The organism is Flavobacterium sp. N502536, from assembly GCF_025947345.1.
Taxonomy (GTDB): Bacteria; Bacteroidota; Bacteroidia; order Flavobacteriales; family Flavobacteriaceae; genus Flavobacterium.
In genome coordinates this window covers 1897896-1924531 of sequence record NZ_CP110011.1, presented here as the reverse complement: position 1 = coordinate 1924531, position 26636 = coordinate 1897896, and the positions used below count along the sequence as shown (strand labels likewise).

The 26636-nt window shown below is 34.4% G+C and carries 13 protein-coding genes and 1 pseudogene; 11 read left to right on the top strand and 3 right to left on the bottom strand.

Annotated features, from left to right (window positions below):
* Positions 1–24: 24 nt before the first annotated feature.
* Complete coding sequence (locus OLM61_RS08550; RefSeq protein ID WP_264525949.1) at positions 25–1659, bottom strand: S8 family peptidase; 1635 nt, start codon at positions 1657–1659, stop codon at positions 25–27.
* A gap of 291 nt (positions 1660–1950) precedes the next feature.
* On the opposite strand from OLM61_RS08550, the gene OLM61_RS08545 reads away from it, so the two are divergent.
* The 4 genes from OLM61_RS08545 to OLM61_RS08530 all read left to right on the top strand — a co-directional run bounded on the left by OLM61_RS08545 (position 1951) and on the right by OLM61_RS08530 (position 17471).
* Complete coding sequence (locus OLM61_RS08545) at positions 1951–7392, top strand: leucine-rich repeat domain-containing protein (RefSeq protein WP_264525948.1); 5442 nt, start codon at positions 1951–1953, stop codon at positions 7390–7392.
* A 164-nt stretch (positions 7393–7556) separates the two neighbouring features.
* Entirely contained in the window at positions 7557–13280 is a 5724-nt protein-coding gene (locus OLM61_RS08540; RefSeq protein WP_264525947.1) for a T9SS type A sorting domain-containing protein, read from the top strand.
* 2 nt (positions 13281–13282) lie between these two features.
* Positions 13283–13972, top strand: coding sequence for a hypothetical protein (locus tag OLM61_RS08535; protein ID WP_264525946.1), 690 nt, complete (start codon positions 13283–13285; stop codon positions 13970–13972).
* Between the two features lie 169 nt (positions 13973–14141).
* Positions 14142–17471 carry a T9SS type A sorting domain-containing protein gene (locus tag OLM61_RS08530; RefSeq protein ID WP_264525945.1) on the top strand — a complete coding sequence of 1110 codons (3330 nt, stop codon included), beginning with the start codon at positions 14142–14144 and terminating at the stop codon, positions 17469–17471.
* A gap of 71 nt (positions 17472–17542) precedes the next feature.
* On the opposite strand, the gene OLM61_RS08525 is transcribed toward OLM61_RS08530, so the two are convergent.
* Positions 17543–18400 (bottom strand): MBL fold metallo-hydrolase, encoded by an 858-nt coding sequence (locus OLM61_RS08525; RefSeq protein ID WP_264525944.1) that lies wholly within the window; start codon positions 18398–18400, stop codon positions 17543–17545.
* A 339-nt stretch (positions 18401–18739) separates the two neighbouring features.
* Between OLM61_RS08525 and OLM61_RS08520 the strand changes: the two genes are divergently transcribed.
* From OLM61_RS08520 to sufD, 6 genes are all read left to right on the top strand, one after another.
* Positions 18740–19069, top strand: a complete 330-nt coding sequence (locus OLM61_RS08520) for a HesB/IscA family protein (protein ID WP_055097560.1) — start codon at positions 18740–18742, stop codon at positions 19067–19069.
* 78 nt (positions 19070–19147) lie between these two features.
* Positions 19148–20596: a Fe-S cluster assembly protein SufB gene (gene sufB, locus OLM61_RS08515; RefSeq protein ID WP_264525943.1), complete on the top strand. Its 1449-nt coding sequence runs from the start codon at positions 19148–19150 to the stop codon at positions 20594–20596.
* A 7-nt stretch (positions 20597–20603) separates the two neighbouring features.
* Positions 20604–21092: a flavodoxin family protein gene (locus OLM61_RS08510; RefSeq protein ID WP_264525942.1), complete on the top strand. Its 489-nt coding sequence runs from the start codon at positions 20604–20606 to the stop codon at positions 21090–21092.
* Positions 21093–21104: 12 nt separating this feature from the next.
* Positions 21105–21851, top strand: a complete 747-nt coding sequence (gene sufC, locus OLM61_RS08505; RefSeq protein WP_017494567.1) for a Fe-S cluster assembly ATPase SufC — start codon at positions 21105–21107, stop codon at positions 21849–21851.
* Between the two features lie 86 nt (positions 21852–21937).
* Entirely contained in the window at positions 21938–22327 is a 390-nt protein-coding gene (locus OLM61_RS08500) for a four helix bundle protein (protein WP_264525941.1), read from the top strand.
* Positions 22328–22432: 105 nt separating this feature from the next.
* Positions 22433–23749: a Fe-S cluster assembly protein SufD gene (sufD, locus tag OLM61_RS08495; RefSeq protein WP_264525940.1), complete on the top strand. Its 1317-nt coding sequence runs from the start codon at positions 22433–22435 to the stop codon at positions 23747–23749.
* A 105-nt stretch (positions 23750–23854) separates the two neighbouring features.
* Here the strand turns inward: sufD and OLM61_RS08490 are convergent, their stop codons facing one another.
* Entirely contained in the window at positions 23855–25204 is a 1350-nt protein-coding gene (locus OLM61_RS08490; protein ID WP_264525939.1) for a serine hydrolase domain-containing protein, read from the bottom strand.
* Between the two features lie 220 nt (positions 25205–25424).
* Here OLM61_RS08490 and OLM61_RS08485 point away from each other — a divergent pair.
* Positions 25425–26635 (top strand): annotated as a pseudogene (locus OLM61_RS08485) (aminotransferase class V-fold PLP-dependent enzyme).
* Position 26636: the final 1 nt, after the last annotated feature.

Here is a 26636-nt window from a genome sequence, read left to right as displayed (position 1 = left end):
CATTAAATTAATATTTGGTTTTCGTTATTTTTTTGACATTTTTTCGGCCATCAATAAAGCATTATAGGCGTTGACCATTTTAGCAGTTCTTGAAGATTCTGCTGAAGAAACAGCCACCGGTTTTGCTTCCGGATTTGGGTTTGTACCTAAAACTACCTTTGATGGAAGTGCAACTCCTGAATCCATTAAAATTTGTTTTACCTGAGCTGCTTTTAATTTTGGATAATACGAACGAATCAATGCAGCAACACCGGCAGCATTTGGAGACGCCATTGAAGTTCCTTGCAGGTATTTGTATTTGTTGTTTGGCACCGTTGCATAAATTTCTTCACCCGGAGCAAAAACATCTACGTTTATTTTTCCAAAGTTTGAAAATCCTGCCACAACAGTTTCTCCATATTCTTTATTAAGTGCTCCGATTGTAATCAGGTTATTCGCAAATTCTTTGACGTTGTCTTCTGAATCATTCGGATAGTTGATGTTTTTTGTTTCATCAATATTATAACCATCGTTTCCGGCTGCATGCACGATTAAAACATCTTTTTTGGCCGCATATTTTATCGCGTCATAAACCCATTTTTTATGAGGAGAAAAGCTTTTTCCAAAACTTCCGTTGATTACTTTTGCTCCATTGTCTACAGCATAACGAATCGCCAAAGCAATATCTTTGTCGTACTCATCACCATCCGGAACGGCTCTTACGGTCAGGATTTCTACATTGTTAGTAACTCCGTCTCCTCCCAAAGCATTTCCACGAATTTGTGCAATAATTCCGGCTACGTGCGTTCCGTGAAGTGCTTCCTCTTTATCTGGTCCAAAAACAATATTATTTCCATAATTTGTGTTTTTAATGTCCTCAGGATTATCTCCTACGATTTTTCTACCGTCGTATTCTTTGTTTAAGTTGTAGTTTAACTGATCGTAAACCTGTTTACTATATTCTTTTAACTCTGTATCAGGATCAAAAGTTGGCCCGGCATTTGTCAAAACCTGAGTCATGATATCTCTGCTCTGAGAAACTCGTGAATCTGTAGAAGTTATGGTACTTAAGTCTTCTAATTTATAGGTCGTTTTATTGAGTTCTTTTTGTATTGTTTTATGAACTTCAAGTAAAAAATCGGCTTGTTGTTTATCTTGTAAGGCATCTTCGTATTTTTTAGTATACTGCGCCAAAGCCTCTTTGTATTCGGCAGATCCATCATCGCCTTTTTTAACGACACGTGTCAGTTCGAGATTTTCGTGAATAGCGTCTCCAAGAAAATTCCACCCGTGAATGTCATCCACAAATCCGTTTTTGTCATCGTCGATTCCGTTACCCGGTATTTCTTTAGGATTGGTCCAGATCATCCCTTTTAGATCTTCATGTTCGATATCGACACCCGAATCTACAATTCCGACGATCACTTTTTGTCCTGTTTTGCCTTGCAATAATTCAGCGTAAGCCCTATCGACACTCATTCCCGGAATCGAATCTTTGATTAGATCAAGATGGCTCCATCTTTTTAATTCATTTTCGCTAACAGGGGCTTTTTTAACAACGGCTAAAGGAGCTTTAATAAATTCTTTTGTTGCCGATGTTTGCGCTTGCATAGTGGTGCTGCAACCTGCTAAAACGATTAATGCAAAAGCAGATAATTTGAGGGATTTTATAGGTCTCATGTATCTAAATAAATATTGTAAAGTTAAATATGCGCCTAAATTATGATTTTTTGTTACATAAAACTAACGATTAACACTGTCTTATGATTTTTGCCTTAACATTTAAGAAACCTTAAGAACCTTGTAATCCCTTCCGTATCAAAAAATCTGATCTCATTAACCTCTTTAAAAAAACGACTAATTGATTCTCTGGCTTTTAAACTTTAAAGATAAGTTCCTGAATACGTGTTCCCGTAAGGAAATACCATTTGTATTTTGTACACTTGTTCGACCTAATCCTAACTCTAATCTATGAGAACAAAACTACTTTTGTTGCTGTTGTTAGCAAACTTTTCTATTTATGCTCAATATACCGCAATCCCTGACATTAACTTTGAAAAAAAGTTAATCGCTTTAGGGATTGACTCCGGCGCTACTGATGGACAAGTACTTACTTCAAAAATCTCAAATCTGACTTCTTTGAATGTAATTTCAAGCGATATTTCTGATTTAACCGGAATTCAGGATTTTGTCTCGTTAACAGATTTGTCTTGTTATTCTAATAAACTGACTAGTCTGGATGTTTCCAAAAATACGCTGCTGGCTGCTTTGTACTGTAATAACAATAGTTTAACGACACTCGACGTTACAAAAAACAGGAATCTTATTACTTTAAACTGTCGATCCAATCAACTAACAAACCTGGACGTTTCTAACAATGCAGAGCTTGTCAATCTATCCTGCGATGTAAATAGGTTAACCGGATTGAATGTTTCGCTAAATTTCCAACTACGGAGTTTAAACCTAAGACAAAATCAACTAACGGTTTTGGATCTGACTAAAAACACTAAACTAGAATCCCTTTATTGTCAGGAAAACAAACTTAGTAGTATCAATACCTCCCGAAACACAAGTTTAGCCCGTTTAGATTGTTCACAAAATAGCCTTACCAGCCTGAATGTAACCCAAAATATATCTTTAACAGATTTAATTTGCTATTCCAATCGATTAACAACGCTTGATTTATCTAAAAACAGAGTTCTAACCCGATTAAATTGCAGTTTCAACGAATTAACCTCTATAAACTTAAAAAACGGTGGTAATAATTACATCAACGGTTATAATTTAGATTTTACATACAATTCTAAATTATTCTGTATTCAGGTAGATAATGCCACTTTTTCAAACAAAAACTGGCCAACCCTTAATAAAACAGGTGGTTTATATTCTGAAATAAGCTGCGCTGGTATCACTAGGATTCCGGATGAAAAATTTGAAGACAAATTAATCAGTCTGGGGCTTGATACAGATGGTAAAAATGGATTTGTTTCAACTGCAAATATTAGCAATATAACGACACTTGACCTTTCAAACAGTTTAATTACAGATTTATCCGGAATTGAATACTTTGCCAAATTACAAGCTCTAAATTGCAGTTCTAACCAAATAAAATCTATTGATATTTCTAAAAATCCGCTTATCACCTCTTTGCGATGTGAGAATAATGCGCTTTATTATTTAAATTTAAAAAACGGAAATAACAGTGCTTTTGTAAGCAACGATATTCTCTTTACCAACAATCCGAATTTAACTTGTATTGAGGTAGATGACGTTTTCTATTCTACTAACAACTGGAGCTCAAAAAAAGACGCAGCAGCCGTTTTTAATAATAGTTGCGAATCGTACACGCTTATCCCCGATCCTCTTTTTGAAAACAAGTTAATTGCATTAGGCATTGACGATGACGGTATGAACGGAAAAGTTCAAACATCAAGAATTTCGGCTGTCAAAACGCTAAATGTTGCCTCTAGTGATATCACCGATTTAACAGGGATAGAGGGTTTCACTTCCTTAACTCAATTGGTTTGTTACTCTAATCAATTAACCCATCTGAATGTTAGTGAGAATTTAGCCTTAAATGAATTATACTGCGACTCCAACCAGTTGACCAATCTGGATGTTACTAAAAATGTGAATCTGACCACGTTGTATACCGGCAGTAACCCTTTAGTGAGCCTGGATGTAACAAAAAATGTCAAATTGATTTATTTATCCTGCGACTCCACGACCAATAGCCCTAATCGATTAACGACTCTGGACGTTACTAAAAATCCTGATTTGACTTATTTAGATTGCAGGTACAATCAATTAACAAGTCTGGATGTATCTCAGAACCTTGCGTTGACTAAATTAGATTGTAATGGTAATTTATTAAAAACGCTTGATGTCACTAAAAATACTAAACTGACGGGTTTATGGTGCCAAAACAATCAATTTTCGGAGCTGGATATTACTAAAAATTTAGATTTGACTTCTTTGCGTGTTAGTTCGAATCCTTTAAAAACTATCGATATCACGAAACATGTTAAACTAACAGAATTGTATGCTATTTCAAATCAATTGACGAGTTTGGATGTTTCTAAAAATACGCTCCTGACTCAATTGTTCTGCGGATCTAATGATTTGACTACTCTCGATCTTTCTAAAAATACTGCTCTTTTAGATTTACGATGTGAATCAAATAAGCTGACCTCTCTGAATGTTTCTAAAAACATTGCGCTTTACAATATCGACTGTAATTTTAATAAGCTAACCAGTCTTGATGTTTCTAAAAACACAGCACTTACCGCTCTGTCCTGTAAATCGAATCAATTAACCGATTTCAACTTAAAAAACGGAAAAAACACTTCATTATCAAGCTATATCGATTTTACAAATAACCCTAATTTAACGTGCATACAAGTAGATAATGTTGCGTATTCGAATACAAATTGGGGAAGTAAAAAAGACTCTACCGCCAATTATTTGACCGTCTGCGATCCTTATTACACTGCTATTCCTGATCTTAATTTTGAGAAGAAATTAATCGCTTTGGGTATTGATTCCGGTATTGCTGATGGGAAAGTTTTAACTTCAAAGATTAAAACTGTAATTTCTCTAGACGTTTCATCGAGCTCCATACAGGATTTAACCGGGATTCAAAGCTTTAGCGCTTTGAAAACACTGGACTGTAGTCGAAATTACATGACAAGTTTAGATGTATCAAAAAATACTTTACTCACCAGTCTGAATTGTAGTTCAAAACAGCTGTTAAGTTTAGACGTAACCCAAAATACTTTACTAACCAGCTTGCGCTGTAGTGGTCTTGATGGAAATTCGAACACTCGCGGAGAGGGAAAATTAACTAGTTTGGATGTCTCCAAAAATACATTATTAACTACGCTAGATTGCAGCAGCAATCAGATCACCAGTTTAGATCTTTCTAAAAACACAACTTTAAATATTTTATGGTGTAGCTCTAACCGATTATCAGCATTAAATATTACCGCCAATATCGAGCTAGTTTCTATGTTTTGTGGCGCAAACGACATTAGTACATTAGATGTTTCTAAAAATGTTTTATTAAAAAACTTCGATTGTGGTTTTAATAAATTAGCGGTTATAGACGTCTCCAAAAACATCAATTTAGCACAATTCCAGTGTAATTCAAACTTTTTAACCGCATTAGATGTTTCTAAAAATAGTAATTTGAACTACTTCTCCTGCAGCTCAAATCGATTAAAAGACTTAGACCTTTCTAAAAATCCGGCCCTGATTTCATTTTTCTGCGATTGGAATGATTTGTCTTCTTTGAATTTGAAAAACGGAAAAAACACCTTATTAAACAGTTCTATTTTAACACTTGTTAAAAATCCAAATCTTAGTTGTATTGAGGTAGACGACGTAACTTATGCCAACGCAAATTGGGCTAAGGCTAAAGATGCAACTGCCCGTTTTTCATTGTCATGTTCCTCCTCTGATTTGTATACGCTTATCCCTGATGTGAATTTTGAGAACAAACTGATTTCGCTGGGTATTGATTCCGGCGTTGCTGATGGAATGGTTTTAACTTCAAACATCAACACCGTAACTTCTTTGAATGTTTCCTATAGCTCTATAACCGATTTAACCGGAATTCAGGGTTTCAAAGCTTTGACCAAGTTAGAATGTTATGGTAATTATCAGTTAAAAACACTAGACGTTTCAGAAAACATAGCCTTAACTCATTTAGACAGTAACAACAATTATCTGGTAGCTAAATTAGACATGTCAAAAAATACAGCTTTGACCTATTTAAATTGTTATTCTAACGGATTACAAACATTAGATGTTTCGAAAAATAAAGCCTTGGTAACACTACAATGTGCTTCCAATCAGATCGCAATTTTAGATGTTACACAAAATACTTTGTTAACTAAATTAGATTGTGGTTATAATAAAATAGCTCTTTTAGACGTCTCAAAAAACACAGAATTGAAGTCGTTAACCTGTACTTCAAACCAATTGTCTAATTTAGACATTAGTAAAAACACCGCTTTAAATGAGTTATGGTCTGGAAATAACTTTTTTACAACTTTAGATGTCTCTAAAAACACAGCTCTAACCAGTTTAATTTGCAATACCAATAAACTGACGAATATAGATGTCTCTAAAAATTTAGCCTTGACACGATTTCTTGTTTACGGAAATCAATTAACGAGCATTGATGTGTCCTCCAATACTAATCTGGAGACTTTTGACTGTACTTTTAATACGATAACGGCTTTAGATGTTTCTAAAAACCTAAAATTAAATTATTTGTATTGTGCCAATAATAAGTTATCCAAACTGGATGTTTCAAAAAACACTAAATTAGGTTTGCTGGATTGCAATAATAATCAACTGACAACACTGGATGTTTCCTTAAATCCAAACCTTCGTACCTTTAAATGTGCGTCTAATAAACTTATCTATTTAAATGTAAAGAATGGAAACAATACACTTTTAGTGCCCTACAACCCAAATCCGGGTGTTATTGTTTACAATGTAGATTTTAGAAACAATCCAAATTTAACGTGTATTCAGGTCGATAATGCTGGGTATTCCAACGCGAACTGGTCTACTCAAAAAGATGCCACAGCTGCTTACAATACAAGTTGTACGGCAGAATTTGCCTTGATTCCAAATCAAAACTTTGAACAAAGATTAATTGATTTAGGAATTGATACCGACGGACTAAACGGTAAAATCACCATTGCAGATGTAACGGCTATTACCTCTTTGGATCTCTCTAATAGCAACATTACCGATTTGTCTGGTATCGAAAACTTTACTTCGTTAGTACATTTAAACTGTGAAAACAATCAACTAACGTCTTTAGATCTTAGCAAAAATGTGGCTTTAGAAACATTAAATGCCGCTTTTAATCAAATCACTACTCTTGATCTCTCTAAAAACAGAAATCTAAAAGTTATCTATGTTGCAAACAATCCGTTAATTTCTTTAAACCTTCAAAATGGCAATAACAGGAATTTTATCGTAGCATCCGAAACTGGCAAAAACGCAGCAAATGCGATCACCACCTCTTTTCTTGGTCTGGACAAATTGAGCTGTATCAAAGTAGATGATCCTGATTATTCTAATGCAAACTGGTCTAAAATTAAAGAACCAACAGCCATTTATTCGGCAACTTGCGCTACGCTGGGTATTGAGGAAACTACTCTTAAAAATGTAATTTTATATCCAAACCCAACGAAAGGCGAAGTAAACATTACCAATATTACTTTAGAGAAAGCAGCTGTTTACAACTCATTAGGACAATTGGTAAAATCATTCACCCTAGACCCGGCTGATACCAATAATACCATCAATTTATCTGATTTGCCAAAAGGAGTTTACTACCTGTATTTGATTCATCAGGAAGCAGCTTCGGCGAAAAAAATTGTGGTAGAGTAATACCATTTAATTAAAGCAAAAATCCCATTTTCATTCAAACGAAAATGGGATTTTTTTTATGCCTTTTTTATGTTAACCATTTAAATTCTGCAGATTACGTCTTCCCGTAAGGAAATATCAGTTTCATTTTGTACACTTGCCCGACCTAACTATAAATCTAATCTATGAGAACAAAACTACTCTTCTTACTGTTGTTAGCAAGTTTTTCGATTCATGCACAACAGTACACTTCAATTCCTGATGTGAATTTTGAAAACAAGCTAATAAGTCTGGGCTTTGATTCAGGTGCTCCCGACGGGAAAGTTTTAAAATCCAATGTAGCTGGTATCACTACTTTGTTTGTTGATAACAGCTCCATCACTGACCTTACCGGAATTGAAGATTTTATTAGTTTAAAAAGACTAAGTTGTTCCTCTAACAGATTGACACAGTTGAATTTGTCTAAAAATACTCTGTTGGATAATTTAGATTGTTCCAAGAACCTTCTAACAACAATAAATCTATCTAACAACCAAGCACTTACAACCCTTTCTTGTGACGACAATCAACTTACAAGCATCAACACCTCTAATCAATTGATGCTAACCAGTTTAAATTGTGCCAAAAATAAAATCAAGGTTCTCGACTTGTCTTCCAACCTGAATCTGTCCAACTTGACGTGTTATGATAATTTGCTAGAGAATCTTAACCTCGTTAAACATGTTAAACTAACTACCATACAGTGTTCCTTAAATAAACTAACCAGTTTGAATATACAAAACGGGAAGAATTTTTTCCTTATTAATGTAGGCTTCAGATTAAACCCGGATCTAAAATGTATTCAGGTAGATAACGAGGGAGATGCTAATGCGAATTGGTCTAACCAAAAAGACGGAATAGCAAGTTTCAGTACAGATTGTGCCGCTACTACCTTGATTCCGGATATCAATTTCGAAAACAAACTGATCAGCCTGGGTCTTGATTCAGGTAATCCTGACGGAAAAATACCAACGGCAAATGTGGCTTCTGTAACCTCGTTAGAAGTTGAAAGCAGGCTTATTTCTGACTTAACCGGGATTGAAGCCTTTACATCGCTCACCTATTTATCTTGTAAAAGAAATCAATTAACAAAGATCGATTTATCACAGAACAAAAAATTAACCAGACTGGATGTTAGCGAAAATCAACTGACCGAATTAAACCTTACCGCAAATGTTCTTTTACAGAATCTTTATGCGCAGACGAATAAAATTACCAGTTTAAATCTGTCAACAAACACCAATTTGTTATCGGTGAATGTTAACTTTAATCAATTAAGTTCTTTAGAGCTATCGAATAGTAAACTCTTAAAGGAACTAAATGTTGCAGGCAATAAACTAACCAATTTAAACCTTGACAATACTACCGCTTTAACCAAGTTATACTGTGGAGAAAATTTGTTAACAAGTTTAAATATATCAAAAAATACGCTCTTAACCGATTTACTTTGTTACACTAACCAAATTACCACTTTAGATGTCTCCGCAAATACTGAGCTGACTGTTCTAAACGCGTACAACAATAAAATTGCGGCTTTAAACGTTTCTAAAAACTTATTTTTAAAAGAGTTAGACTGTGGAAGCAATCAACTTACAAACCTTGATGTTTCATCAAATAGCATGATCATTTCATTAAGATGTAACAACAATAAGCTGGTCTCTTTAAATCTGAAAAATGGGAATAACGACAGACTTCAAGCTCAAACTTCTAATTTTAAGCAGAATCTTCAGTTAAATTGTATACTGGTTGACAATGTAACTTATGCTAACACAAACTGGAGTCCTACAAAAGATACATCGGCCAGTTATAGTATAGATTGTGCCTATACGCTAATTCCGGATGTCAATTTTGAAAGTAAACTTATTGCGCTTGGAATCGATTCAGGAGCTGCCGATGGAAAAGTATTGACTGATAAGATCAAAACCGTTAAATCGTTAACTATTGAAGCTTCGACAGTTTCTGATTTAACAGGAATAGAGGCTTTTGAGGCTTTAGAGACATTAAGTTGTAATGCAAGTTCATATACCGGTGCCGGAGGAAATGGTAAACTAAAAGCGATAAACGTTTCTAAAAATACTAATTTGACCTCTTTACATCTTTCAGGGAATCAACTTAGCAGTTTAGACATTTCTAAGAATCCGAAATTGACTACTTTAGGTATTAACTATAATAAAATTTCTGTTCTAAGTACCGCTGCGAACCCTGTTCTGGAAAGCTTAAGTATAAGCAATAACCCAATTGCTTCACTTGATCTTTCAACAAATCTGGTCTTAACTTATTTGTATTGTGGATCTACTTCTTTACCAAGTTTAAACATTTCTAAAAATACAAACTTGAAGGAGCTGGACATTCAGAATCTTAAATGGACCACTCTCGATATTTCTAATAATTTGAATTTAGTAGTTCTTAGCTGCATTTCCAATCAACTCACCTCGTTAGACATTTCAAAACATACCAAATTGCTTTACCTGTATTGCGGTTCAAATCAATTAACTTCATTAGATGTTTCTGCAAATAAAAACTTAGTGTACTTAAGCGCTCCGTCAAATCGTCTAAGCACACTAGACCTAAGCAAAAACACTGCTTTGTCTACCATAATGTGTAATGCAAATCTTGAAATGACAACTTTGAACCTTCAAAACGGTAAAAATAGTCAGATAAGCTCTATCAATTTGAAAAACAATCCAAGTCTAAGCTGTATACTTGTGGATGATGTTGCTTATGCTAATGCAAAGTGGACAACATCTAAAGATGCGCATGTTACTTATTCTTTAACCTGCACAGCTCCGGAATATGTTTTAATTCCAGATGCAGCGTTTGAAAAAGCCTTAATCAGCAATAACGTAGATGGTGTTTTAGATGGGAAAGTTCTAAAATCAAGAGTGGAAAGCACCGAGAATTTGTATTTCAACGGAGGATTAGTAACGGATTTAACAGGATTAGAGTATTTTAAAAATTTAAAATCATTAGATTGTTCTGCTACCAACTATTCTACACCTAGTAAACTGACAAAACTAGACATCTCAGCACTTAAAAATCTTACCTACTTAGATTGTTCTTACAATAACATAGCAACACTTGATACTTCAAATAATTTATTTTTAGAGATTTTAAGTGTAACTAAAAATAAAATTTCTAAAGTTGACCTTTCAAAAAATACAGCTTTAAAATCTTTAGACATTAGACAAAATCCTCTAGTCGAACTAAATGTCACCAAAAACACGGCATTGGTTACCCTTAGCGGTTCAGAAACCGGTATCAAAACCTTAGACGTTTCGAACAATACTAACCTTCAATATTTAGGTGTAGAACGCAACGATCTAAAAATACTGGATCTTTCTAAAAACACAAAACTGGGGTCATTATATTGTGAATTTAACGATCTTAGAACTTTGGATGTCTCTAAAAACACTTTATTAACGGGTGTATCTTGTGCCTATAATTCGAATTTAACCTATTTGAATTTAAAAAACGGGAACAATAAAAACTTCTCAACCAATACCTTTGCTTATGCCGGTTTTGTCAATACAAAATTAACCTGCATTGAGGTTGATGATGTTGCGTATTCTAATGCAAACTGGGCAAAATTTAAAGATGCAACTGCCAGTTATTCAAACTCATGTCCGGTTGTAGCAGCATATACTGCAATTCCTGATTCCAATTTTGAAGATAAACTAATAGCGCTACAAATTGATCAGGACGGTAAAAACGGAAAAGTTTTAACGGCCAGTATTATTAATGTCACCTCTTTAAATGTCTCGAACAGTAATATTAAAGACTTAACCGGAATCAAGGACTTTAATTCTTTGACTTCCTTAAATTGTTCTAAAAATCAACTGAGCGAGTTACCGGTTTATTACAACACTTTACTAACTAACGTAAATTGTAGTTCTAACAACATTCAGACTTTAGATGTTTCCAGAAACACGCTGCTGCTTACTCTAAGTGCAAGTTTTAATAAAATTACAAATCTGGATGTTTCTAAAAATAAAAGTTTAAAAGAGTTTGATTGTGCAGGCAATAATCTCTATAGTTTAAATGTAAAGAATGGAAACAATGCCAACATGCAACGTATGATTTTTGGAAATTTCACCGAAAATCCAAATTTACTTTGCATTCAGGTTGATGATGCGGCATTCTCTACGGAGAAATGGTTTGCAAAAGATTCACAAGCCAGTTATTCTACCGGAATATGTCCTGAAAATGTTCAGTATACGTTAATCCCGGACAGTAACTTTGAAAAAGTTTTAATCAAAAAAGGTATTGATAAAGATGGTGAAAACGGAAAAATTGCAACTTCCAGCATTAAAAATCTTCAGGAATTAGATGTAACTGACTCCACTTATAAAATTACAGATTTAAAAGGGATCGAAGATTTTACAGCATTAGAAAAACTGACCTGTTATAACGGAGCAATTACTAAAATAGATCTTTCTAACAATCTTAAATTAAAGTATATTGACTTACGTGAAAATAAAATCAGCAGTTTAGACCTTTCTAAAAACACTGCTATGGAATCGGTAACTTTCGGTTTCAACAATTTAACAGCAATAGATCTGTCAGCCAATAAAACTTTAAAAACGCTTCGTCTTAATAACAATCAAATTACAACTCTTGATGTGTCTCAAAATCTTGCTTTAGAGGATTTAGAAGTGGGTTCCAATCAGCTTACAAACATTGATGTGGCTGCCAATTTAGCATTAAAAAAACTCGCTATCTATGGAAATAAAATAGCAGTAGTAAATACATTTAAAAATGTGGAGTTGACAACTTTAAGTGCTTTTTCAACGGAATTAAAAGCGGTAGATGTTTCTAAAAATAAAGCATTAACTTATTTGAATGTTAAAAAATGTCAATTAACCACTCTTGACGTTTCAAATAATACTTTATTAACCGGGCTGGAAGTAAGCGAAAATAAAATTGGAGCAATAGACGTGTCGCAAAACCCGCTATTAACCACTTTAACGGTTAACTCTAACCAATTGACGAGTTTGAATCTTAAAAATGGTAAAAACACTTTACTAAACAACAATTATGTCTCTTTTTCATCAAATCCAAAACTGTATTGTATTATGGTTGATGATGTAAATTATGCAAAGACGAATTGGCCGTATAGCAAAGATGCCTTTGCAACTTATAATACAGAATGTACCGGAGAATTAAGTTTGCCTGCCAACAATTTTACCATTGAAACAAAAAGTGAATCTTGTCTTGGTGAAAATAATGGCGAAATAAGTATCACAGGGAAAGCAGCATTTGCGTATACCGCGACTATAAATGATAAGTCTTATACTTTTGCCAACAACAGCTTAAAAATTACGGCTCTGGCTCCAGGAAGCTACAAGATTAAAATTACGATTCCGGATGTAATTTTCGAGCAAAACTTTACGGTTACCATTGCAAAAGGGGGTACTGTTTCCGGAAAATCCAGCGTAACGGCTAAAACGGTTGCTGTTGAAATTACGCAAGGAACAGCTCCATTTACCGTATTTGTTAACGGAACAGAGCAATTTCAAACCAATGAGGCCACTTTTACTATAGATGTTACTAAAAATGGCTTAGTAGAAGTAGCGACTGCAAAAGCTTGTGAAGGTATTTTTGCCAAAAAAGTATCGGTTTCAGATTTCGAGTCACAAACTTTATCGGCTTATCCAAACCCTACTTCAGGTAGTTTTGAAATAGAGATTCCAAGCACTAAAAATGAAGTTAAAATAGAACTATACAACTTCTCGGGTCAATTGGTTTCGACTCAAACGTACACGATTGAAAACGGAAAAGTGTTATTAAATCTTGACAATCAACCGTCAGGAATTTATGCTGCCAAAATCTATTTAGAGACTCCGGAATACATTAAAATTATAAAAAAATAAAGATGAAGAAGTTTATATCCCTCACCATCATTGGTCTTTTATTTGCCGCTTGCGGCAGCGATGATTCAGGATCTCCGGAAGCAGCTAATGAGGCACCAACTGTACCTGCATTAAAACTTCCGGCTGATAACAAATTATGTGTCGATAATACCGTTTCTTTTCAATGGGACCTATCTACCGATTCAAATAAAGATGCCATAACCTATCAGATTCAGGTAGCAAAAGAAAATACGTTTGCACAAATTGCAAAATCATCCGAAGTAACTACTAATACTACTTCAATCGCATTGGAGAAAAACACTGCCTATTATTGGAGAGTTAAAGCGACCGACAGTAAAGGACTGGCAAGCACTTATTCCGCTACTTTTAAACTCTACACCAGTGGTGATGCAGTGGTCAATCACTTGCCCTTTTCTCCGGAATTAATACAGCCTGTTATAAACTCCGTTTTGAACACAACAACGGCTATTTTAAAATGGAGTGCCACAGATGTTGACAGTAATGATGTTCTTACTTATGATGTGTATTTTGGAACGACGAATCCACCAACAGCAAAAGTTGCCGAAAATACAAATTCAACTTCATTTGATGTAACACTTAGCACTTCAAAAGAATATTTCTGGAAAGTTGTTGTAAAAGACAATAAAGGAGGAGAAACAATCGGTCAGATTTGGAAATTCAAAACCAATTAAAATCTTAATAATTACAATTAGTTAAACCAAAAAATCCTGTTTTCGATATACTGAAAACAGGATTTTTTATGCCCTCTCGAAACCAAAAAAAATCAGCCAAACCATTACGTCTTTCCGTAAAGAAATACCGATCACAAATCGTATACTTGCACCTCCTAATCAATTTTCTATGAAAACAAAACTACTTGTATTACTATTACTAGTAAATTTTTCTATTTATGCGCAACAATACACTGCGATTCCAGATGTTAATTTTGAAAACAAGTTAATTGCATTAGGAATTGACTCCGGAACTGCCGATGGAAAAGTATTAACTGCCAATATTATAAAAGTTAAAATTTTAGACCTTGCCGCCACAATAATTTATGACTTAACAGGGCTTGAAGATTTTTCTAACTTAGAAACCTTGTATTGCTCGGGAACTTCCGACCCTAATGGAGGAGTAACAGGTAAATTGACAAAATTAAACGTTACTAAAAACACAAAGCTAACCACATTATACTGCTCCGGAAATCAGCTAACAGACTTAGACGTATCGCAAAATTTAGCCTTAAAATTGCTCTATTGTCCTTATAATAAACTGACAACAATTGATATCACTAAAAATTTATCATTAGAGAAATTTTTTATTGCAGGAAATATTCTAACAACTATAGATGTTACCAAAAACCTTTCATTAATTCAATTAAATGTGAGCTCAAATCAAATTTCAAATATTGATTTAACCGCTAATAAAGCTCTGGAAACACTTACTATTAATCAAAATAAAATAACAGATCTTGACGTATCTCAAAATTTAAAACTTACTTATTTGTCCGTCTCCGGAAACAATTTATCAAAAAGTCATGATCTAACCAAAAACAAAGCTCTTGAGTCTTTCACTGCAGCAAACAGTCAATTAACAACGATAGATCTTTCTCAAAATAAAGCTTTGCGTAGTCTGGACCTTCGTCAAAATAAGTTCGAAACATTAGAGGTTTCCAATAATCCGGGACTAACTACTTTATATTTACAAGAGAATCTATTGACAAGTTTAAATCTCACTAACAATACATCCTTACTTAGCAATCAAATCTCTTTCACATCAAATCCAAAATTAACTTGTATTCAGGTTAGTGATGTTGCAGCTGCAAATACAAATTGGTCAGCCAAAAAAGACCCAACTACATCTTTTTCCTCAACCCCTTGTATCGCTCCTGAATCTTACACCTTAATTCCGGATATTAATTTTGAAAAAAAATTAATTGCTTTAGGAATCGACTCTGGAGCTCCAGACGGAAAAGTTCTAACTTCAAAAGTTTCTACTATTACCGAAATAGATCTTTATTTTAGTAATATTACTGATTTAACCGGAATTCAGGATTTTAAAGCTTTAACGTCATTAAGTTGCATGTCCAACAAGATAACCAGTCTTGACATCTCTCAAAATTTGCAATTAATATCCCTACAAGCAAGTTTCAACAATCTAACAACATTAAATACATCAAAAAACCTTGCTCTATTATACTTATCACTAGCTTACAATCAAATAACAAATCTCGATCTTTCTCAAAATGTTAATTTGAGACTTCTAAGCGTCGATTCGAACAAACTAACCAATATTGATACATCCAACAATAAAAATCTATCTTCATTATGGTGCGCTTCAAACCTGTTAACAAGTTTAGATCTTTCTAAAAACACATCTTTATCATCTTTAACATGCCCTGAAAATAAATTATTGACTACGATAAATATAAGAAATGGAAACAACCGCCATATGCAAATTACTTACAATGCTACTAATTTTACAAGAACACCATTACTAACTTGTATCATAGTCGATGATGCACTTTATTCTAACAAAATTTGGGAAAATTTCAAAGATGCGTCAGCAACATATACAACTATAGATTGCGATAAAGCTACAGCAATCCCAGATCCGACTTTTGAAGATAAATTAATAACACTAAACATAGATACCGATGGTAAAAACGGATCTGTTTTAAACAGCGATATCGAAAATATAACTTCTTTGGACGTTGCTTCAAGTGGGATAAAAGACTTAACCGGAATTAAAGGTTTTACCAATTTAAACTCTCTAAATTGTTCCGGGAATCTATTGTCTCTTTTAGATCTTTCTCAAAATAAAGCTTTAATCCTTCTTAATTGTACCAATAATTCTTTAGAAAGTTTAGATCTAAAGAATGGGAATAATATAAATTTTGATGTAAACTCTAATTTCAAGAATAATCCTAATTTAAATTGCATCCAAGTTGACGACGATGTTTATGCCAATACTAATTGGACTGCTTTCAAAGATGCGATTGCAAACTACAATGTAGACTGTACCAGATACACCTTAATTCCAGATTTTAATTTCGAAGATAAATTGATTGCTCTCGAAATTGATAAAGATGGTAAAAATGGTAAAGTTGCAACCGAAAGTATCAGTAAAGTAACCTTCTTAGACCTTTCTAATTCCAATATTAGTGATGTTAAAGGTATAGAAGATTTCACGTCATTGACCTACCTAGATCTTAACTATAACAATATACAGTCGATTAATGTAAGTCAGAACAAATCACTTAAGAAATTATCACTGCACGACAATAAACTAAAAGCTCTGAATGTTACTGCAAACAAAGAACTCTTTAATTTAATGTTTAGTATGAATCAAATTTCAACCATTGATTTATCGCAAAATAAAAAAGTTCATTACGTAACGGCGGATCGAAATGAGTTAACTAGCATTGATTTATCAGCAAATCCTGAACTAGAATCACTTTATTGCGGTCACAATGATCTAACAACATTAGATGTATCAAATCAACCTAATCTTTTGCAGTTAAACTGCGTCTATACTAAAATTTCAAAACTAGATGTTTCTTCTAATCCAAAATTAGAAGACTTATATTTCGATAATGCTCAATTAACCACTTTAGACCTTAGCAATAATCCTCGTTTAAAAAGATTAAATCTTGCCTGGAATCAGTTGACATCACTAGATTTATCACATAATCCCCTTTTAGAACTTGTTTTCCTTGAATTTAACCCGTTAACTTCACTGAATATTCAAAATGGTAATAACAAAAATTTTATATTACCCTCTCAAACCGGAAAAAATGCTGCTACCGCCATATACACCAGCTTCTTAGAAAACAAAACACTAAGCTGTATACAAGTGGATGATGCCGATTATTCAAATGCCAACTGGGCAAACATTAAAGAAAAAAGCGCCACTTATTCTAACACTTGTAAAACATTAGGTATTGATACCAACAATTTTGAAAAAGTAACAATCTATCCAAACCCAACAAAAGGCGAAGTAAACATTCAAAATGCAAGTTTAGAAAAAGCAAATGTTTATAACAGCTTAGGACAACTTGTAAAATCATTTACCTTAAATTCAAGTGACACCACTAATACCATAAATTTACAAGGTTTACCAAAAGGAGTTTATTATGTATACTTAATCAATCAGGATGCTGCTTCGGCTAAAAAAGTGATCCTAGAATAAACAATACAATTTAGTTCAACTAAAAAATCCCATCTTCAATTTGAAATGGGATTTTTATATTTAAGTCTCTTCTAAAGAATTTCTTCGCAGGTAAAAACCTCCTTCAATCGAACTCCTTTTTCAGTATGTTCCACCGTTATAATCTGATTGTGGGCATCATGTTCTAAAAACAAATAGTGATTGTTGTCTGCAGCAGCATTCAAAAATTTTGATTTTTCGGGCATCGTTAGTAAAGGTCGAGTATCATAACCCATTACATAGGGCAACGGGATATGCCCTGCCGTAGCTAACAAATCGGCACAAAAAACGATCGTTTTATCCTGATACTTAATATGTGGAATCATTTGTTTTTCGGTATGACCGTCTACATAATAAATTCCAAAGTTCAATTCTTCAGAAAAGCCAAAATCATTTTCAGGACGCTTAATAAAATTCAGCTGTCCGCTTTCCTGCATGGGTAAAATATTCTCTGAAAGAAAAGAAGCTTTTTCACGCGCATTGGGTTTTGTTGCCCACTCCCAATGATTCTCGTTGCTCCAATATCTGGCATTTTTAAAAGCCGGCTCATACCCTGTTTTATCTGAATTCCATTGCACACTCCCACCACAATGGTCAAAATGCAAATGTGTCATAAAAACGTCGGTAATATCATCTCTGTGAAAACCATATTTCGCCAAAGATTTATCGATTGAATGTGATCCCCAAAGTGAATAATAGCCAAAAAACTTCTCCGACTGTTTGTCTCCCATTCCGGTATCAATCAAAATCAGGCGGTTTCCATCTTCTATAAGCAGGCAGCGTGCCGCAATATCAATTAAATTATTGGCATCGGCCGGATTGGTTTTGTTCCAGATGGTTTTCGGAACAACGCCAAACATGGCACCTCCGTCTAATTTAAAATTTCCGGATTCTATAGGGTAAAGTTTCATGAGGATATATTTCTAATAGGAAAACAAAGCTAGGAAATACAATTCCCTTATGCTAAATATTTTTGTTTAAAAAAATCAAAACTTCATTTCATAAATGGAATTTGAATGCTTCTTATTCCTTTTTTATGGGTCAGAAATAACACCTCCCTTCTTTAAAATAACTAATATCTATTTTAACATTTGTTATAATAATGTGAACCGTTATGGAAAAAGGTTTTTAAGTCGTATCTTTGCAGATAATTTCATTTCAACATTGAAAGACAGCACTTTAAAATGTAATAATTGGATTACCGTTTTGAATGCAGCTTGAAGTGAAAGCACAAACAAATACTATAAACAATGATAAAAGTTTCTGATACAGCTAAAAAGAAAATCATCGACTTAATGAAAGATGATGGTTTTGATGCCGCTAGCGACTACGTAAGAGTAGGTGTGAAAAGTGGCGGATGCTCTGGTTTGTCATATGATTTAAAATTTGACAAAACGAAAGGCGACGACGATAAAATATTTGTAGACAACGACATAACAATTGCAGTTGAAAAAAAATCATTCCTGTATTTAGCCGGAACAATCCTTGAATTTTCAGGAGGATTGAACGGAAAAGGATTTGTATTCAATAATCCAAATGCAAGCAGAACTTGTGGTTGCGGAGAGTCTTTTTCGCTATAAATTAAAAGAATCTAACAAAAGCAAAAATTTAAACACTTAAGAAAAACCCTTTTCTTAAGTGTTTTAAAAAACTAAAAAATGTCAAAATACACAGAAGACGATTTAAAAATCGAACTCGAAACTAAAGAATACGAATACGGATTTTATACTGATATTGAATCGGAGACCTTTCCTATTGGCTTAAACGAAGACATCGTAAAAGCTATTTCTCTTAAAAAAGAAGAACCTCAATGGATGACTGACTGGCGCATTGAAGCTTTTCGTGCCTGGAAAGAAATGATTGAGCCGGAATGGGCTAACGTACATTATGAGAAACCTGATTTTCAGGCCATCTCCTATTATTCAGCACCCAAACAAGTAGATCCAAACAAAACTTTGGATGATGTAGATCCTGAACTTTTAGAAATGTACAAAAAGTTAGGAATCTCTGTGGACGAACAAAAAATGATGAACAATGTCGCTATGGACATTGTAGTCGATTCTGTTTCTGTAGCCACTACTTTCAAAAAGACACTTGCTGAAAAAGGAATCATTTTTTGCCCGATTTCAGAAGCTATAAAAGAACATCCTGAATTAGTAAAGAAGTACTTAGGAACTGTTGTCCCTCAAAAAGACAACTTCTACGCAGCATTAAACTCAGCCGTTTTCTCTGACGGAAGTTTCTGCTACATCCCAAAAGGCGTTCGTTGCCCAATGGAACTTTCAACTTATTTCAGAATCAACCAGGCAGGAACAGGTCAGTTCGAAAGAACTTTGGTTATTGCCGACGCAGGAAGTTACGTATCTTACCTGGAAGGCTGTACTGCTCCAAGTCGTGACGAAAACCAATTGCACGCTGCAGTGGTTGAATTAATCGCTTTAGATGACGCTGAAATTAAATATTCTACCGTTCAGAACTGGTTCCCTGGAAACAAAGAAGGAAAAGGTGGAGTTTACAACTTCGTTACCAAAAGAGGTTTGTGCGAAACAAACGCTAAAATTTCATGGACACAGGTGGAAACAGGTTCTGCTGTGACCTGGAAATATCCTTCTTGTGTATTAAAAGGAGACAACTCGGTTGGAGAATTTTACTCTATTGCCGTTACCAATAATTACCAACAAGCCGATACAGGAACTAAAATGATCCATTTAGGAAAAAACACTAAATCGACTATTATTTCTAAAGGTATCTCGGCTGGTAAATCACAAAACAGTTACCGCGGATTAGTTCAGATTAGTCCGAGAGCAGAAAATGCCAGAAACTTTTCGCAATGTGATTCTCTTTTAATGGGGAACAATTGCGGAGCACATACTTTCCCATATATCGAAAGTAAAAATCCATCTGCTAAAATAGAGCACGAAGCAACAACAAGTAAAATTGGAGAAGATCAGGTTTTTTATTGCAACCAAAGAGGTATCCCGACTGAAAAAGCGATTGCCTTAATTGTAAACGGTTTCAGTAAAGATGTCTTGAACAAATTGCCAATGGAATTTGCTGTTGAAGCTCAAAAATTATTAGAAATTTCTCTAGAAGGATCTGTAGGTTAATCACGAAATGGAAGGTAAAAAAGTAATCATTTTAGGTTCATCCAGAAAAAACGGGAATACAACCCGAATTGCGGATGAAATTTCTAAAGAAACCGGAATAGAAGTAATTGATCTGAGTGATTATAATATTTCCTATTATGATTACGAAAGCAAGAACAGAGAAGATGATTTTTTTCCTTTAATAAAAAGGATCATCGAAAAATACGACACTTTAATTTTTGCAACACCCATATATTGGTATAATATGAGTGGAATCATGAAGGTATTCTTTGATCGCTTTTCGGATTTAATCCGAATTGAAAAAGAAACCGGAAGAAAACTCAGAGGAAAGAAAATTGGTGTGATTTCCAATTCACACGATAATGAAATTGAAGATAGTTTTTACATTCCGTTCAAAAAATCAGCCGATTATCTGGGCATGGAATATTTAGGACACGCGCATTTTAATGCCAACATCCTAAACCAAACAACAAAAATAGAATTGACATTTATATAAAATAAAAAAACAATGTTATCAATAAAAAACCTTCACGCCTCAATTGGTGATAAAGAAATCCTTAAAGGAATTAATATAGAAGTAAAAGCTGGCGAAGTACACGCTATCATGGGACCAAACGGTTCCGGAAAAAGTACACTTTCGGCTGTAATTGCCGGAAACGAAAACTATGAAGTTACTGATGGAGAAGTTTTCCTTGATGGAGAAGATCTTGCCGATCTTGCTCCTGAAGAAAGAGCGCACAAAGGAGTTTTCCTTTCTTTTCAATATCCTGTAGAAATTCCCGGAGTTAGTGTAACCAACTTCATGAAAACTGCAATCAACGAAACTCGTAAAGCAAACGGTCAGGAAGAAATGCCTGCTAATGAAATGCTAAAAGTAATTCGTGAGAAATCGGAATTATTAGAAATCGATCGTAAATTTTTATCCCGTTCGCTAAACGAAGGTTTTTCAGGAGGAGAGAAAAAAAGAAATGAGATTTTTCAAATGGCAATGTTAGAGCCAAAATTAGCTATCCTTGACGAAACCGATTCTGGTCTTGATATCGATGCGCTTAGAATTGTAGCTAACGGAGTTAACAAATTGAAAAGCGAGAAAAATGCCATTATCGTAATCACACACTACCAACGTTTGTTAGATTATATCGTTCCGGATTTCGTTCACGTTCTTTACAACGGAAGAATCGTAAAATCAGGAGGAAAAGAACTAGCTTACGAATTGGAAGAAAAAGGATACGACTGGATTAAAGCAGAAAACTAAATTTTCGTTTCAGGTTTCATGTTTTTTTAGTTTCAAGTTAAACTACTTTTTTGTAAGTTTAAACTTATTTAACGAAAAGCAGAAATATGGCAACGATTAATAGATTTGAGGATTTAGAAATTTGGAAAGAAGCCAGACGATTAGCAAAAGAAATTCATCTTATTGCAACTGAAACAGACTTAAAATCAGATCTCAGGTTTAAAAATCAAATAAAAAGTTCTTCCGGCTCAGTAATGGATAACATCGCTGAAGGTTTTGAAAGAGATGGAAATTTAGAATTTCGACAATTTTTATCCATTGCAAAAGGATCTGCTGGAGAAACAAGATCTCAATTATACCGGGTTTTTGATTTTGAATATATTTCAAAACAAAAATTTGAAGCTTTAAAAAAAGATTACGAAAATTTAAGTGGCAAAATAAAAAACTTTATCACTTATCTCAATAAAAAAGATTTCAAAGGAAATAAGTTTCAATAAAAAACAGAAACTTTAAACCTGAAACAAAAAACGGATTTCAAAGAAATAAGTTCCAATAGTCAACCTGAAACTTGAAACCTGAAACCCAAAGGAAACAAAAGAACAATGGATTTAAAAGAAAAATTAGTATCGTCTTTTATGGCTTTTGAAGAGCGTGTCGATGTACATTCAGATTTGCATGACATTCGCACCAAAGCACTAAAAAACTTTGAAAATAAAGGTTTCCCAACCAAAAAAGAAGAAGCTTGGAAATACACATCGCTAAATGCCATCTTAAAAAATGACTTTACGGTTTTTCCTAAGGAAGAGAATGCAATCGAGTTTAATCAGGTAAAAAAATACTTTTTACATGAAATCGACACTTATAAATTAGTGTTTATCGATGGTGTATTCAGCTCCCATTTGTCTTCAACTACACATGACGGAATCGATGTTTGTTTGATGTCATCGGCATTGACCAAACCAAAATATAAAATGATTATTGATACTTACTTCAATCAGATTGCAAGTAAAGAGGAAAGTCTGACTTCGCTGAACACCGCATTTGCAAGTGAAGGAGCTTTTATCAATATCCCAAAAAAGAAAGTAGCCGACAAACCTATCGAAATCATGTATTTCTCGACGGGTAATGAAGCTGCGTTAATGGTTCAGCCGAGAAACCTTATTATTGTGGGCGAAAATTCACATGTTCAAATTATCGAGCGCCACCAGAGTCTGAACGAAAACCCGGTTTTAACAAATTCGGTTACCGAGATTTTTGCTCAAAAACGTGCTATTGTGGATTATTATAAAATTCAAAATGATAATAGCGAAGCAAACTTAGTAGACAACACTTACGTTTCTCAACAACAGGAAAGTCATGCTTATGTTCATACTTTTTCATTTGGAGGAAACCTAACGCGTAACAACTTAAACTTTTACCATTTTGGAGAAAGACTGACAAGTACGCTTAACGGAATTTCTATTTTGAATGACAAACAACACGTTGACCATTATACCTTGGTAAACCATGCACAGCCAAACTGTGAGAGTTTCCAGGATTATAAAGGAATTTTCTCTGACCGCTCAACAGGAGTTTTCAATGGAAAAGTTTTGGTGGAAAAAGAAGCTCAAAAAACAAATGCTTTCCAAAAAAGCAACAATATTTTATTGAGCGACAAAGCAACCATCAATGCCAAACCACAATTAGAAATTTTTGCTGACGACGTTAAATGTTCTCACGGTTGTACTGTTGGACAATTAGACGAAACTGCAATGTTCTACATGCAATCGCGTGGAATTCCGAAAAAAGAAGCTAAAGCTTTATTGATGTACGCCTTCTCAAATGCCGTAATCGAAAGCATTAAAATACCAGAATTAAAACAACGAATCACTAAAATCATCGCTACAAAATTAGGTGTGAATTTAGGATTTGATTTGTAAAATGATTTGACCGCAAGGTTCGCAAAGAGTTACGCAAAGTTCGCAGGGTTTAGTTTTAAACTTTGCGAACTTTGCGCTTTTTACTTGGCGTCTTTGCGGTTAAATTTACTTTTTTATTGAAGAAATAACCTCTTTCAAAAATTCATTAAAATCAAAACCGGGTCCTGCTTTGTCCACTCCCATCCTAACGATTACCAGATCTAAAGACGGAATAATCGCTACCATTTGCCCCTGATAACCGTCGCAGTAAAACATATCACGAGGTGCATCAGGAAACTTCCCTCCGACATTTAACCAGAACTGCGCACCGTAAGCCCCTTTAGAGGTATTTGTTGGCGTTGCTGTATACTTTACCCAACTCTCATCCAAAACCTGTTCTCCGTTCCAGTTTCCTTTATGCAAATACAACAATCCAAATTTTGACCAATCTCTCGCTGTTGCCCAAGCGTATGAAGATCCCACAAAAATCCCCGACATATCCTGCTCCACAATCATCGAGTTCATTCCGATTTTATCGATTACGGCGCTGTACCAAAAATCAAGATATTCCTGCTGTGTTTTAAACTGACTTCTTAAAATTCGGCATAATAAATTAGTGGTTCCGGAAGAATAATACCAATGCGTATTGGGTTTAAACTTAGCCGGTTTATCCAGTTGTACCTTCCCCATATCTTCTGCCTGAAAAAGCATTTCAGTAGCATCACAAATTTTAGTATAATCCTCCTCCCATTCCAAACCTGAATTCATATGAAGCAAATCGTTAGTCGTAATAATTTTACGATCGTCATTTTGCCATTCTGCAATTGGAGCAGGTTTATAGATATCTATTTTTCGTTGTCTGGCCAAAACTCCAAAAGCCGAACTCGTAATACTTTTAGTCATCGACCATCCCAAAATCTTACTGTTTTTATTAAAACCTGTATCGTATTTTTCAGCAATCAATTTGTCTTTATACAGAATTACCACAGCACGCGTTCGTTTCACCTTTTCTCCGGCTGCATCAAAAGAACCGTCTACTGCCTTTTTCAGCTTGGTATAGTCCACATTCGAAAACATGGTATCCTTGGGCTCTTTATTCCCATAAGGAAAAGAGAGGTTGTTCTCTAATTTGGTTCTTTTTGGAAGCAGATAAGGCTTTGCAATATCATAATCATCATTGATCAGGGTTGCTCCCAGCCCTTCCCTGTAAATCGCCTTTCTTTCTTTGAAACCATAAACCGTAGAGGCAGCAAATTTTCCTGCATCATTAATGGTGTTGGTCGCCAAAGTAATCATCTTGATATCATTATCGGTTTTTTCGATTAATTCCTTCGAGCGATGATCAATAAAATGACCTGACGCAATACTTTTGGCCGAAAAACCGGAAATCAAATCCAATTTGGGATAAGTAGTAAACCCGAAATACAAAAATGCAAGAACTAAAACAAGTGCAAATAATTTTAGAAATTTTTTCATAGCGCTAAAAATAATTTTAATGCAATATAAATAATTTACAATCAAGATTATACAACTTATTTTAGAAATACAATTCATAAAATTTAAAGAACGCGGGCAAATTTTGAAGAAACAATACACAAATTCTCAATTGATAGCACCATAAAAGGAAATTATAGTTTTAATGGATAAACCAATTTTGTTTTAGTACTTTTGTAAGTAGAATTTTTCTAAATAAGACATGTTAGACATCCAAAAAATAAGAGCTGATTTTCCGATACTTTCAGAAAAAGTAAACGGAAAACCTTTAGTATATTTCGACAACGGCGCAACTTCACAAAAACCACAAATTGTGATTGATGCGATTGCAAAATATTATCAGGAAATTAATGCCAATATTCATCGTGGGGTTCATACTTTAAGCCAGTTGGCAACTGATGCTTACGAAATTTCAAGAGTAAAAATCCAACATCATATCAACGCGAAATTTTCGCACGAAGTACTTTTTACTTCGGGAACTACTCACGGAATCAACTTAGTGACCAATGGTTTTGCTTCCATTTTAAAACCTGGAGACGAAGTAGTGGTTTCTTCATTAGAACATCACAGTAATATCGTGCCTTGGCAGATGTTATGTGAAAAAACGGGAGCAACTCTAAAAGTTATTCCGATGAATGAAGAAGGCGAACTTATAATGGAAGCCTATGATGCCTTATTGTCTGAAAAGACCAAAGTGGTAACAGTAAATCATATTTCAAACGCATTAGGAATTATCAACCCTGTCAAATATATGATCGAAAAAGCCCACGCTGTTGGTGCGGCGGTTTTGATTGATGGTGCGCAGGCTGTTCCGCATTTAAAACCTGATGTTCAGGATTTAGATTGTGATTTTTATGCTTTTTCAGGGCATAAGATGTGTGGACCAACCGGAACCGGAATTCTTTACGGAAAAGAAGAATGGCTAAACAAACTACCTCCTTATCAGGGTGGTGGCGAAATGATTAAAGAAGTTACTTTCGAGAAAACGACTTATGCTGATTTGCCTCATAAATTTGAAGCAGGAACTCCAAATATTGCCGGGGGATCGTTTTAGGAACTGCCGTTGATTATTTGAATCACATTGGTTTTGATGCTATTCATGAGCACGAAGCGCATTTATTAGAGCATGCAACAAAACGTTTATTAGAAATTGAAGGTTTAAAAATTTACGGAACCGGAAATAAAGCCTCTGTGATTTCGTTTAATATAGATGGAATCCATCCGTACGATATTGGTTCAATTATCGACAAACTGGGAATCGCCGTTAGAACCGGACATCATTGTGCGCAGCCCATTATGAGTTTTTTCTGCATTCCGGGAACTATTCGCGCCTCTTTTTCTTTCTACAACACCATAGAAGAAATTGACATAATGGTTGAAGCCGTTAAAAAGGCAAAAACGATGTTAAGCTAAA